Annotated in this window: 12 protein-coding genes and 1 pseudogene; 1 reads left to right on the top strand and 12 read right to left on the bottom strand. The window is 58.5% G+C overall.

The features are described from left to right. Positions 1-61: 61 nt before the first annotated feature. Both V3W27_RS04660 and V3W27_RS04655 read right to left on the bottom strand, forming a co-directional pair. Complete coding sequence (locus V3W27_RS04660) at positions 62-1351, bottom strand: hypothetical protein (RefSeq protein ID WP_330206034.1); 1290 nt, start codon at positions 1349-1351, stop codon at positions 62-64. 278 nt (positions 1352-1629) lie between these two features. Then, positions 1630-1896, bottom strand: coding sequence for a hypothetical protein (locus V3W27_RS04655; RefSeq protein ID WP_003225374.1), 267 nt, complete (start codon positions 1894-1896; stop codon positions 1630-1632). A gap of 346 nt (positions 1897-2242) precedes the next feature. On the opposite strand from V3W27_RS04655, the gene V3W27_RS04650 reads away from it, so the two are divergent. Then, positions 2243-3568, top strand: a complete 1326-nt coding sequence (locus V3W27_RS04650) for a sigma-54 dependent transcriptional regulator (RefSeq protein ID WP_097087351.1) — start codon at positions 2243-2245, stop codon at positions 3566-3568. 86 nt (positions 3569-3654) lie between these two features. On the opposite strand, the gene V3W27_RS04645 is transcribed toward V3W27_RS04650, so the two are convergent. The 10 genes and pseudogenes from V3W27_RS04645 to V3W27_RS28110 form a co-directional block, all read right to left on the bottom strand. Next, on the bottom strand, positions 3655-4977 hold the full coding sequence (locus V3W27_RS04645; protein ID WP_096796550.1) for a transporter: 1323 nt from the start codon (positions 4975-4977) through the stop codon (positions 3655-3657). A 45-nt stretch (positions 4978-5022) separates the two neighbouring features. Then, entirely contained in the window at positions 5023-5769 is a 747-nt protein-coding gene (locus V3W27_RS04640; RefSeq protein WP_330206033.1) for a hypothetical protein, read from the bottom strand. Positions 5770-5813: 44 nt separating this feature from the next. Next, on the bottom strand, positions 5814-6494 hold the full coding sequence (locus V3W27_RS04635) for a C39 family peptidase (RefSeq protein ID WP_007964629.1): 681 nt from the start codon (positions 6492-6494) through the stop codon (positions 5814-5816). A 63-nt stretch (positions 6495-6557) separates the two neighbouring features. Beyond that, positions 6558-7559 carry a hypothetical protein gene (locus V3W27_RS04630; protein WP_007964628.1) on the bottom strand — a complete coding sequence of 334 codons (1002 nt, stop codon included), beginning with the start codon at positions 7557-7559 and terminating at the stop codon, positions 6558-6560. 73 nt (positions 7560-7632) lie between these two features. After that, positions 7633-8205 carry a hypothetical protein gene (locus tag V3W27_RS04625; RefSeq protein ID WP_027612702.1) on the bottom strand — a complete coding sequence of 191 codons (573 nt, stop codon included), beginning with the start codon at positions 8203-8205 and terminating at the stop codon, positions 7633-7635. 1 nt (position 8206) lies between these two features. After that, complete coding sequence (locus V3W27_RS04620) at positions 8207-8656, bottom strand: hypothetical protein (RefSeq protein WP_027612703.1); 450 nt, start codon at positions 8654-8656, stop codon at positions 8207-8209. A 335-nt stretch (positions 8657-8991) separates the two neighbouring features. Then, positions 8992-9516 carry an AAA family ATPase gene (locus V3W27_RS04615; RefSeq protein ID WP_098964141.1) on the bottom strand — a complete coding sequence of 175 codons (525 nt, stop codon included), beginning with the start codon at positions 9514-9516 and terminating at the stop codon, positions 8992-8994. Further along, positions 9513-10076 (bottom strand): nicotinamide riboside transporter PnuC, encoded by a 564-nt coding sequence (gene pnuC / locus V3W27_RS04610; protein ID WP_027612705.1) that lies wholly within the window; start codon positions 10074-10076, stop codon positions 9513-9515. Before pnuC ends, V3W27_RS04615 begins: the two co-directional genes overlap by 4 nt. A gap of 168 nt (positions 10077-10244) precedes the next feature. After that, positions 10245-10979: a methyl-accepting chemotaxis protein gene (locus tag V3W27_RS28115; protein WP_442962644.1), complete on the bottom strand. Its 735-nt coding sequence runs from the start codon at positions 10977-10979 to the stop codon at positions 10245-10247. Positions 10980-11102: 123 nt separating this feature from the next. Beyond that, positions 11103-11789, bottom strand: a pseudogene (locus tag V3W27_RS28110) (cache domain-containing protein); the annotation flags it as partial. Between the last annotated feature and the right edge of the window lie 170 nt (positions 11790-11959).

Below are 11959 nucleotides of genomic sequence, written 5' to 3'. Positions count from 1 at the left end.
CTCCTTGTATTAAGAAGCGCGCAAGTTGCCGCATGTGTCTGGCAAGTTCAAGTCCTCAAAGTTATTGATTCAGATAACGCGCGACCATGGCGCGGTAGTTGCCGTCGAGCGAGTAGCCGCCGACAAGAATTTTCCGGTCTGGCTGGATCGCGAGAGAATTGGCGGTATCCAGGCTGCGGCCCAGGCGCGTGCGCAACCAGCCGTGGCCGTTGCCGAAGCTCCGGTCGAGATGGCCATCAGCTTTATAGCGAGCAACGATGAAGTCGGCCTCGACGCCGCCGATCGTTGCACCCACCGCCATGATCCGACCATCCGCCATGCGTTGCGCGGCGCTCCACTGGCAACCACTGGGGCCGATTTCCAGCAGATGCGGGTGACCAGTGTCGTTGCGCCAGTCCGGGCGGCCGTTAGGGTGCAGGCTCAGCGCCAGGCAGCGGATCGGATCGCGACTGCTGCCAAAACAGTGCAGATGTTCCTTTGACTCGATGACCTGACAGACCATCGCGCTTTTGCCGTTGGCTTTGAAAGCCAGGAAGCCATCCACCGCGAAGCGCTCATCAAGACGCCCGTCAGGCAGGTAGCGCGCCACCAGCCCCTCCTGGGGAAAATCAATTGAGCCGGCGACAAGGATCCGCCCGTCCTTCTGCAATACGAGGCTGCTGAGCCACGTGTTGAGCAGCAAATGTCGAATCATCACGAAACCGCGCCCATTGAAGTTTGCATCGAGCGTCCCGTCTGGCGTCAGGCGGATCAGCATTCCGGCATGGTCGGCGAGTTCGAAGTGATGATTGGCGATCAGCAGAATATGCCCGTCGTCCTGCACGGCGATGTCACAGGCTTCAGCACCCGGTACGCCGGGAGGCAGCCAGCAATCGCGGGAACCGATGGACAGGTCGCCGGGCAGGCGCACTACTTTGCATCCCTTTTCACCAAAGCTCGGGTCGGGGATGCCCTCGGTACTGAACAGGGCAAGGGCGGGCAGGGTGCGATGGGCGTTTTGATAATGCAGCCCGGCCAGCAGGATTCGTCCGTCGGGCAATACCTGGACCTTGCCCCCGGTGGCCTCAAAACCGCGTTCGAACTCGCCAATCACGCTGCCATGCTGGCCGAAAGCGAGGTCGGCCGAACCGTCCGCGAGTAGGCGTGCCAGACCGAAACGACTGCCTTGAGCAGTGCCGACCTTGGCGGCGACCAGCACGCGCCCCTGTCGATCCAGTGCGACACCCTGAGTCATGCTGGAAACACTGCCGGCGAAATACACTTGGGCAACGCCAGTGTTGGCAAATTGTTTGTCGAGTTGCCCGGAACTGTTGAGTAGTGCCGGGCGCGCAAAGGCGTTCTCGGGTGACATGCATGCCTCTCCTTGCAAGTTGACCAGGCCCGAATGGGCGGTAACTGCATGAGCGGAACATTCAATCCCTGAATACACGCAAGTTCAACTGACAGAACTAACAGGTGGAGGGTCGCACTGTGCCATAACAGTGTCTTTTTGAACCAAACGAAAGCCTGCCAAGCAGTGGCGCCTGGCAGGTTGAAGAAAGTTGTACAGAAGTATTGAAGATAAACAGCAGCGGATAACTGACAAAGAACAGAGCGGATGACGTGAAAGTCATCCGCATCAGCCTCCGATCAATGTGGCATCGACCACGATTGCAGCAGGTAACCTTCTTTGCTCAATTCGGCGCGGGCCTGCTGCAACAGCAGTTCCAGTTGCGCCGGATCGGAGTAGGCGCTACTTGGAATCTGCTGGCGACCGATGTGCGAGTTGGTACGATCAATGACGGTCAGGTTCAGTTCGCCATTGCCGTCTTGTGGGGCCCAGGCCACACACTGAAAGGGTTTGAACGCGTGGTTGGCAATCAAAAGAGCTTCGTTGATACGGAGCGGGGCGGTCATTGGGGTCTTCTCTCTGTCGTGCCCAATCAAGTGATGTGCCGTCGGTTGGGCTTACCGTTCGGCTGGTTACTTGTACTGATGCACGCAACCCCGTGGCAGGTCACACACGAAACAGAGAAATTTCAACTTAATTGCTCAGGCTCAACATTCCGAACGTTTTTGAAAGCCTGGTGAAAGATAGCAACTCGATAGCTGACTAATAAACTTGCTTCTTATAACTCGTTAGCTTGTACATCTATAAGCAATCGATACAAGGCCCTGTCAATTTCTTGCTAATGTTACAGTCGGGTCTGCCAAATGACTGTTTTTACAATAATTTCCTTAAATTTGGCGCCAAGGAACAGTCATGATCGAAGCGCCTGCGTTACGACGTTTATTGGTGGTCGACCCGTGCGACGACTGTCACCGGTTATTACCTGGTTTGCGCTCGGTGGGTTGGGATGTCGACAGTTGTAGCCTGGAAAATGCCGCCGATCGGACATGCGATGTCGGGCTGCTGCGACTGCAACCTTTTCACCTTGAACGTCCCGAAGCGGTCAAGGAACTGATCAGCCGCAGCGGCACCGAGTGGATCGCGGTGTTGAATCAGGAAGTCCTGCGATTACAGAACGTCGGTGACTTCGTCTGCGAATGGTTTTTTGATTTCCACACCTTGCCGTTCGATGTCTCACGGGTCCAGGTGACCTTAGGGCGAGCATTCGGCATGGCGCGTTTGCGCGGGCAAGGCACGATTCACGTCGACCAGCCTGAACACGAGTTACTCGGCGACAGCAAGCCGATCCGTGAGCTGCGCAAGTTATTGAGCAAACTGGCGCCGACCGAATCCCCGGTGCTGATCCGCGGTGAAAGCGGCACCGGTAAAGAACTGGTGGCACGCACGCTGCACCGCCAGTCCCAACGCCACAGCAAGCCATTCGTGGCGATCAATTGCGGGGCGATTCCCGAACATTTGATTCAGTCCGAACTGTTTGGCCACGAGAAAGGTGCGTTCACCGGTGCCCATCAGCGCAAGGTCGGGCGCATCGAGGCCGCTAACGGTGGCACGCTGTTTCTCGATGAAATCGGCGATCTGCCGCTGGAATTGCAGGCCAATCTGCTGCGTTTTCTGCAGGAGAAACACATCGAGCGCGTGGGTGGCAGCCAGCCGATCCCGGTGGATGTTCGCGTGCTGGCGGCCACCCACGTCGACCTCGAGGCGGCGATCGAGAAAAAGCGTTTTCGCGAAGACCTGTATTACCGCCTCAATGTGCTGCAAGTGATAACTGCGCCATTGCGCGAGCGCCACGGTGATCTGTCGATGCTGGCCAACCATTTCTCGCACTTCTATAGCCACGAAACCGGCCGCCGCCCGCGCAGCTTCAGTGAGGATGCGTTGATCGCCATGGGCAAGCACGACTGGCCGGGCAATGTGCGGGAACTGGCCAACCGCGTGCGACGGGGTCTGGTGTTGGCAGAAGGCCGACAGATCGAAGCCCGGGATCTGGGATTGCTCAGCCAGCACACGATTTCGACGCCGATGGGTACGCTGGAAGACTACAAGACGCGCGCTGAACGCCAGGCGCTGTGCGATGTATTGAACCGTCACAGCGACAACCTGAGTGTGGCGGCGAAAGTGCTGGGCGTGTCGCGTCCGACGTTTTATCGCCTGCTGCATAAGCATCAGATTCGCTAGAGACCAAAGCTGAAAAGATCGCAGCCTGCGGCAGCTCCTACAGGGATTACCTCTGTAGGAACTGCCGCAGGCTGCGATCTTGTGCTTTAGAAGTAGTACGGGAATTTCAGGCTGAAGGAGAAGTCCGGGGCATCGTCGGTCATGCCGATCGACAGGTTGGGCACGATGGTCAGGTTATCCGTGGCGGCAATGGTCATGCCGACGTTGAAATAACCGGCGTTGGCGTCACTGGACACCACCGATTGCCAATCACCGCCATCCTGTTTCAGCTTGCTCTTGCGTTGTACCAGGTCAGACACCGAGAACGACATACTCATCTTTTCGTTCAGAGCGAACGCAATACCGGCGCCGATCTGGAAGCTGTCGCCAATCTTTACCTTGCCCGGGTTTTTCTGGTTGACGGTCGAACTGATGTCGTCGAACGACTCCTCCAGGTTGTGGGTGTAGGACAAGCTGCCGAACAGCACTGCCGGGTCGAACGTCTTGACCAGCGAAACCCCGGGTGTGATCGACCAGACACCGTTACCGGTTGGCAGCGTGTCAGGCACGAACAGGTTGGAGTTGGCGTCGGTCTGGCGCAGTTTGATGCCGAACGGATCCTTGCCGGTTGGCGCCTTGACCCGCAGGGTGACCACGGCGTCCGGGGTGTTGACCGACTCGTCGAGGAACTTGTAGGCAATACCGAAGTTGACGTCGCCGAGGGTTGGATCACGCGAAACATCCTGTTCCGTCGTGACGTTGGACGCACCACCGTTGCCGCCACCGGACTGGTAGGTCGATTCGCGGTAAACCACCGGCACGTTCACGTCGAACTGCCAACGATTGTCAAAGTTGTAGCGCCCGGTCAGGTCCAGCGTCCAGGTGTCGGCCTTGATCCGGTCGAGGTTGATGTTGCCCAGAAAGATCGAGTCCAGCGCGAGGAAGCCGTTGAGGATCAGTTGCCGGGTGTCGTAACGCGAGTAAGTCACACCTGTTTCAAAGCTGAATTTGCCGCCGCCGAAGAAGCCGCTGGCCTCGTCGTAGAGGTTGGACACACTCTGGGCCGGTTGCGAATCGTCGGCCAGCGACTGGCCGTAAGAAGCGCCACTCCCCCCGGCCGCGCCCCCCGACGCTGCTGCGGCACCGGTACCAGGCGCTCCGGTACTGGTAGCGACTTTTGGATTGCCTTTCATGTCAGACGGCGACTTGGCCAGGCGTTTGGGTTGCGGGGCTGCAGGTTGGTCCTCGACCTGACGGACCCGTTGTTCGAGCACCGCCAGGGCCTTTTGTTGTACTTCGTATCGTTGCTTCAGCTCCAGAAGTTCCTGTTTCAGGGTCTCCACATCTGCGTCGGGTGCTGCTTGCAGCATCGCCGCGGGTAGAAGAGTACTCAGACATACAGCGGCACGCAGTGATACTGATCGATACATGAATAAGCCGTCCCTTTAAGCCCAATGATCGAGACTCAGCGTAGTTCAATATCCGATATTGCGTAGTGCCCTGAGTTGAGTCAGGTTGCAGTCCAGTGCGCCGGGGCTGATGCCGTTATTGTTAAGCACAACATTGAGTTGGGTCATGTTGTTGACCACGTTGGCGCTGCCGAGCAGGCGGGTGTTCTGCAGCAGGCCACCCTGGGCCACTTGTTGCAGGGCGGTGCCTTGATTGCCCGAGGCCTGAATGGCCATTTGCACACCACTGTTGGTGGCCGAAACGGCGACACTGCCGGCGGCATTGCTGGCCCCGATGGTCTGCCCGGCCATCAGCGCCTGGCCTTGTGCGGGTGCCAGCGGAGGAGGGGTATTGGCTTCTTTTACATTGATGGCCACGTTGTTGCTGGCGGTGTTGCCGTCGCCGGCGGCGCGTACGCTTTGGGTCACGCCCTGGCTGCTGTTGAGTACCGCGCCACCAATGACATTGCCAGTGCCCGGAGTCGGGGTGCTGCCGTTGCCCTGTTCCTTGATGGTCGAGACATAGAATTCCGGTTTGATCGTGGCGGTCTGGATTTGCATCGACGTCGCAGCGCCGATCAGATCACCGCTGGCGTTGCGCCAGGTACTGCTCATGACAATGCCGAAGCTGATGATCCGCCCCGGCATGACGTAACGACCACGAAGCTGGGACAGCTCCTGATCCTGAACTTCGATGGGTTTGAATCCTGCATTGGCATAGCCTGACGCGCTCGCTGCCAGGCAGGCGGCGGCCAGCCAGTATGAGGTTTTCATCTGCTGCTCCCGGGACATCCAGCCCCATTCTTTATAATCGGCGATTAAAAGAAGTCGCTCTGTATGAACCCGAAGTCCATCAATTCGGCATCTCTGACAGGGTTGAAGTTATCCAGCTTGTTCTTCGCGGTCAGCGGGGTCGGCGGCATGCGCAATGCATTGGTTTTGTCATAACCGGGGCCGACGATGGCGAAGACGATGCCGTTCCAACCTTTGACAAAGTCATCATGGGCGTAGCGTTTATGGCCTAAGACGGGATCTCCGATATAAACCCAATCCTTGTCCGAACGCTGCAGCACCACGAAATGCTTGTAGCCGCGAATTTCCATCAGTACCACCACCGGGATTGTTACGTCGTCGAGTTTTTCCGGTGGAATCTTGTAGCCCCTGGCGCGCATGCCGATGCTTTCTATGTAGCGTTTCATGTCCAGCATGGAGAAACCTTGAGTACGCACAAGGTCCTGGTCAGCGTTGACCAGCATGCCTTTGATGATGTGCTCTTCATCGACGTCGAGCCAATAAGCCTGGCGCAGTACCGTGGCCAGCGCGGCGGCGCCGCAGCTGAAATCGGTTTTTTGTTCGACGATGTCGGCAAACTTGCGTTCACGAATGCTTTGCACGTTCTTGTAGACGAGTACGCCGCCGGGCAGGGCAGCGACGGGCATCTGGGCAGCCTGGGTCAGGCCGGACAGGCAAAGCAGGGCGATAAAGGCAGTCTTACGCATGATCGATACGCCTTTGCGGACTGAGGAAAAGCCCCGTTTCCGGGGCTTTCGTTTCGATCGCGATTACATGCAGGCTTTGCAACCTGCAGCGATGGACAGCGAGTTGCTTTGTTGGTTGCCAACACCGGCGGCGTTGTTGTAACCAGCGTTACCGGAGAAGTTGTTACCAACGTTCGAGATGTTCGCGTTGTTGGTCACAGGGTTTTTCCAGCCATCAGGGGTCAGCACTTGTTGAGTGGTGACGCCAGCCAGGCCGAAGACACCGACAGCTTCGAAGGTGGCTTTCTGATCTTTGCTGCCGCCGTTACCGCCATGGCCGCGATCGTTGTCGCCATAGCCGCCACCGCCGTGGCCTTTATCACCTTCGATGGTAGCCTTGCCAACGGCAGCGAACGCGCCGACGGCGGCCACGGTGCCGGTGAGGGTATCTTTTTTGTAGGTTTGAGTGCCGTTATTGGACACAGTCAGGCCAGTGGAGCTTTGGTTCGCAGCAGCAGCAGCGTTAGCTACACGACCACCCGATACAGCAATAGCCAGGTTGTTTTTCTGTTGGTTGAAGTTGCCGGCACTGTTGTTCACGCCAATGTTGCCGGAGCCGCCGTTACCCACGTTGTTGAGGTTGGCGTTGTTGGTTGTCGAGTAGTTGGCAACCGCGTTGTTGTTGTTGACCTGAGTGGCGCTGGAGACAGATACCGCGCTGCCGAAGATAAAGCTTTCGTCGGCAGTCGCCAGTGCAGCAGCGTTGTCTTGCTGGTTGCCATCGCCGGCGGTGTTGTTCATGCCGACGTTGCCGTTGGTGCCATTGGCCGAGTTATTGACGTTGGCATCGTTTTTGGTGCCTTGGTTGCCCACCAGGTTGCCATCGCTGTTCTGCGTGTCGAGTACGGCAGCCCCGGCGCCGGCTCCGATTTGCAGAAGTTGTTCCAGGGTAGGGCCTTTGGGTTCATGGTTGCCATGGCCATTGCCGTGCCCGTTACCATGATCATTGCCGCCTGCCTGAGCCGCCATTGCCATTACTGCTGCAAGTGCGAAAACCAGTGGTTTGAGAGCCATTGTAGGTTTCATGGTGTTTCTCCATCGTGCTTATTAGTTGGTTAAGTGTTGGTACTTTCTAATTGCACTGCTTTTGTTGTTTGGGTCAGTCAGCGACCCGGATGCTCAGGGTGTTAGCCATACGGTTCCCCACCCCGGCACTCTGGTTCACCTGAATCACCCCTCGGCTGCCGGTGAAGGCCTGATCACTTGTCGTGACCTGGCGACTGCCGGGTGAGGTGCCAGTTGCTCCTGAGCTCGGTAAAAGCGCCACGTTCTGTTGCGACAGGGCGCTGTCGTCAACGCTTTGCGGGGCAGCACTGATGCTGACGCGCGTCACGTTGGCCATCTGGTTGTTGGCCCCGGCGCCCTGGTTCACGCCCAGGATTCCGTTGCCATTACTGAAAGAGTTGCCGCCAATGGTGGCGCTGGCGTTCGTTGAAGGGTTGGCCGGTGTATCGATGTGCTGCCGGACGTTGGTGGTAGCACTGGCCGAGGTACCAATGGCGATGGCTTTGGTATTGGTTTGTTGCATCTGGTCGCCAGCAGCCTGGTTGACGTTGTAGTTGCCGCGGTACTGGACGCCGGTGTCCTGAATGTTCGCGTTATTGACCGAGTCGGGGGCGGCCAGCGCCTGGACGCAGCCGAAAAGGGCAAGTAAAAGAAGGGAGCGATTCATCTCATTGACCTCCGGCCATGCGGGTCAGCGGAGCAAGACCGGAACTCATCGCACGGTTGACGGTGTTGGAAATCGAGCCGCCCGCGCCACCGCCGTGACCGCCGCCCATGCCGGGCAGGCCGTTGGGATTGGTCAGGGTGTTCATGCCAGGCATGTTGGCGGTGGGCGTGGTGATATTGCCGCGAATCGAAGCGCCACTGGCTACACTGGCAAATTCACCGTCATTGAGCTCGGTGCTGGTCATCGCCTGATTGATGCGAGCCGAAGGGTTGGCATTGACCGTGGTTGGGTAGGGGTCTTTGCCACCGCTGCGCCCGATAGGAATGGGCTGGACGTCGCGGTTGAGAACGATCACGCCATTGCCTTCGGCCTGAACGTTGAAACTGATGAATGTGCTGGCGGCTGATCCAATCAGCAGAAGGCAGGTCAGGCCTTTATTGATATTCCCCACGGCGGCAATTCCTTCTTCAGTGGGCTGGCTCTTGTCAGCGTTGGGAAGGAGAGAGCGAAAGCTGTGCCGCTTTTGAGTTGTCTATTGTTTTCAACGGGTTGGCGCTGAGGCACGCAACGGTGATACATAACCTGTTTCAGCGCTGAAACAGTCATGTCGACAGCGGCGGGGGCAGGGGCGGTGCAAAGCTCTGGAACAAGGGTTTGCCCGGGACTGTTTCACTGGCGTAACAGTTGCCCTTTCAGAATGATGAAGGCCATTTAAACGGCTGCTTTGCGCGGAGTCGGGTGTTTCAGGAATGGACACTTGGGCTCCGAAAGGAGCTGTTTGCCAAGTCAATCAGCCATTAAACGCGCCACTGCTTCGAAAGCCTGAGACCGCCGCTCATCCCAATCGCCCTGAATGATCTGCAGCGGTTGCCGTTGTTGTTCCAGCCAGTCGCGGGTGGCCTGAAAGAACGCCATGCGTTCGCTGAGTTGCGGCTGGCAGCGTTGGCCGTCGTCGGTCCAGTCGATCTGCTCCGGCGACAACAGCAGATGCAGGTCGTAATGCCGGGCCAGCAGCTCGGGTTCCAGCCACGCCGGGCAGTCGCCAAACAGGGTCTGGCTCCAGAGGATGTTGCTCAGCAAATGGGTATCGAGAATCAGCAATTGCGGTTGCTGCGCCCGCGCCTGATCTTCCCATTGCAGCTGCCCACGGGCGATGTTGGGGATGTCGTTGAGGCAGGTATCGCGTGGATTCTGCTCGATGAACCAGCGCACGTATTCGTCCACCCGCAGGCCGCCGAAGCGCGCCTGAAGGCCGGCGGCCAGCCAGCTCTTGCCGGTGGATTCCGGGCCGGTGAGGACAACCACCTTCATCGCTGCAGCGCCGGATCGGCACGCCATTCGCGCCAGCCTTGCACAGCAATCAGGGTGAACAGTGCATACAGCGCGGCAGTAAGGTACAAGCCCTTATAAAGAAACAGGCCGACGAAAATCACATCCAGCACGAACCACAGCGCCCAGCATTGCAGACGTTTCTGCGCCATCCACAATTGCGCAACCAGACTGAACGCCGTCAGCGCGGCATCGAGCCACGGCTGCGCCGCGTCGGTCCAGTGCGCCATGGCCGCGCCGAGCAGCAGGCTGCCCAGTGCCCCGATACTCAGACCGAGCAGGATCGAGCGCCGATCCAGACGCGTGACTTCACGGCCGTCTTGCATCGTCCCGGCGCGGGTCCATTGCCACCAGCCGTAGACTTGCAGCGCGGCGTAAATCACTTGCAGCAACATGTCCGAGTACAGCTTCACGTCATAGAAAATCCAGCTGTACAGCAACACCATGACCAGGCCGATCGGCCAGCACCACGGATTCTGTTTGACCGTCAGCCAGACGGCGATCACACCGAGGGCGGCGGCAAACAGTTCAAGCCCGGACATGGGGGTTCCTTGGGGGAGTGCAGGAAGGGGCGCAATTGTACCCAAAAACCTTGAATGACGAATAACCCTGTGGGAGCGAGCCTGCTCGCGAAAGCGGCATGTCAGCAACGCAGATGTTGACTGACATTAAGCCTTCGCGAGCAGGCTCGCTCCCACAAGGGTGAGGGGTCAGACGCGGAACTGGCGCAGAAGCTGGTTCAGCTGTTCACTCAATTGCCCCAACTTCACGCTCGCCGCACTTGACTGCTCCGCCGCCAGCGCTGTGCTGTGAGACAGGCCGGCGGCCTGTGTGACGTTCTGGTTGATGTCCTCGACCACATGCGCCTGTTGCAACGTGGCGCTGGCAATCGACGCGTTCAGGCCGTTGAGGTTGCGCAGTGCCTGGCCGATGGCGTTGAGACTGGCGCCGGCAAGGCCAGCCTGTTCGATGGTCAGCTGCGAGGCTTTACTGCTGTCACCGATGACCTTTACGGCCGCTTCGGAATGATTCTGCAGGCGTTCGATCATGCTCTGGATTTCCGCCGTCGACTTTTGCGTGCGCTGCGCCAGCAACCGTACTTCATCAGCCACCACCGCAAAGCCCCGGCCCTGTTCCCCGGCGCGGGCCGCTTCGATGGCCGCGTTGAGCGCCAGCAGGTTGGTTTGCTCGGCAATCGAGCGGATCACCTCCAGCACACTGCCGATCTGCGTACTTTCGTCCGCCAGGGTGCGAATCACTTCGACCGCTTGGTCAATGGTTCCGGACAACTTGTCGATCTGTTGCAGACTGCCGTCGATGTTGATCTGGCCCTGCTGTGCCTGAGCTTCGGCATCGCGCATTTCAGCGGCAGCATGTTCGGCGTTCTTCGCCACATCCTGCACGCCGTAGGTCACTTCGTTGATTGCGGTTGCGACCAGTTCCATCTGCTGCGATTGCTGTTGGCTGCGCTGCTGGGCCTGAGTCGCATCGTTGCCCAGTTCACTGGACGACTGACCCAGCGCACTGGCCGAAACCTGCAGGTCACCGATGACTCGGCGCAACTTGGCGGTGAAGGCGTTGAAGTGATGCGCCAGTTGCGTGACTTCGTCCTGACCGTGGGTGTCGAGGCTACGGGTCAGGTCGCTCTCGCCGCTGGCGATGTTGGCCATGGCGTTCACGGTTTCCTGTAACGGACGGACGATGCTGCGGGCAATCAAAATCACCAGCAGGGCCATGATCACGGCGATCACCAAACCAATCACCGAAGCCTTGATTAACTGCCCCCGGAACTCGCTCTGCACATCATCGACGTAAACGCCCGAACCGAGCACCCAGCCCCACGGCTCGAACAATTTTACATAGGAGGTTTTCGCCACCGGTTCGCTGGCACCGGGCTTGGGCCAGCGGTAATCGACCATGCCCGCGCCTTTGCTTTTGGCGATCGCGACCATCTCGTTGAACACCGCGAAACCGTCTGGGTCGCGGATCGCCGAGAGGTTCTGGCCTTCGAGTTTGGGGTTGGTCGGGTGCATGACCATCACCGGGGTGAGGTCGTTGATCCAGAAGTAATCGCTCTGGTCGTAGCGTAGGCCACGAATGGCGGTCAACGCCTGTTTCTGCGCGGCGTCGCGGGTCAGGGTGCCGGCGGTTTCCAGGTCGTGGTAGTAACTCAGCAGGCCACTGGCGGTCTGCACCACATGCTGGGTTTTCTGCGCCTTGGCGTGGTACAGGTCATCGTGGATCTGCTTGAGCATCAACACGCCCAAGGTCAACAACATGACCACCGCCACAATCAAAATGAGCCACAAGCGTCGGCTGATCGACACACTGCGCAAGCTGTTCATAACGCTGTCACTCCGATTTCTTTTTCTTGTAATAAATCAACGCCAGCATCCAACCACGTTTGGGTGGTCAGGCATACGCG

This window comes from Pseudomonas sp. AM14(2022) (assembly GCF_036346455.1).
Taxonomy (GTDB): domain Bacteria; phylum Pseudomonadota; class Gammaproteobacteria; order Pseudomonadales; family Pseudomonadaceae; genus Aquipseudomonas; species Aquipseudomonas putida_A.
Note: the sequence above shows the minus strand (reverse complement) of the source record. Positions and strands in the feature narration are given on the sequence as shown.

Coding starts and splice junctions, on each gene's coding strand:
- V3W27_RS04650 (WP_097087351.1), top strand. CDS start 2,243: ATGATCGAAGCGCCTGCGTTACGACGTTTATTGGTGGTCGACCCGTGC.
- V3W27_RS04660 (WP_330206034.1), bottom strand. CDS start 1,351: ATGTCACCCGAGAACGCCTTTGCGCGCCCGGCACTACTCAACAGTTCC.
- V3W27_RS28115 (WP_442962644.1), bottom strand. CDS start 10,979: ATGGAACTGGTCGCAACCGCAATCAACGAAGTGACCTACGGCGTGCAG.
- V3W27_RS04625 (WP_027612702.1), bottom strand. CDS start 8,205: ATGAATCGCTCCCTTCTTTTACTTGCCCTTTTCGGCTGCGTCCAGGCG.
- V3W27_RS04640 (WP_330206033.1), bottom strand. CDS start 5,769: ATGAAAACCTCATACTGGCTGGCCGCCGCCTGCCTGGCAGCGAGCGCG.
- pnuC (WP_027612705.1), bottom strand. CDS start 10,076: ATGTCCGGGCTTGAACTGTTTGCCGCCGCCCTCGGTGTGATCGCCGTC.
- V3W27_RS04630 (WP_007964628.1), bottom strand. CDS start 7,559: ATGAAACCTACAATGGCTCTCAAACCACTGGTTTTCGCACTTGCAGCA.
- V3W27_RS04645 (WP_096796550.1), bottom strand. CDS start 4,977: ATGTATCGATCAGTATCACTGCGTGCCGCTGTATGTCTGAGTACTCTT.
- V3W27_RS04655 (WP_003225374.1), bottom strand. CDS start 1,896: ATGACCGCCCCGCTCCGTATCAACGAAGCTCTTTTGATTGCCAACCAC.
- V3W27_RS04615 (WP_098964141.1), bottom strand. CDS start 9,516: ATGAAGGTGGTTGTCCTCACCGGCCCGGAATCCACCGGCAAGAGCTGG.
- V3W27_RS04635 (WP_007964629.1), bottom strand. CDS start 6,494: ATGCGTAAGACTGCCTTTATCGCCCTGCTTTGCCTGTCCGGCCTGACC.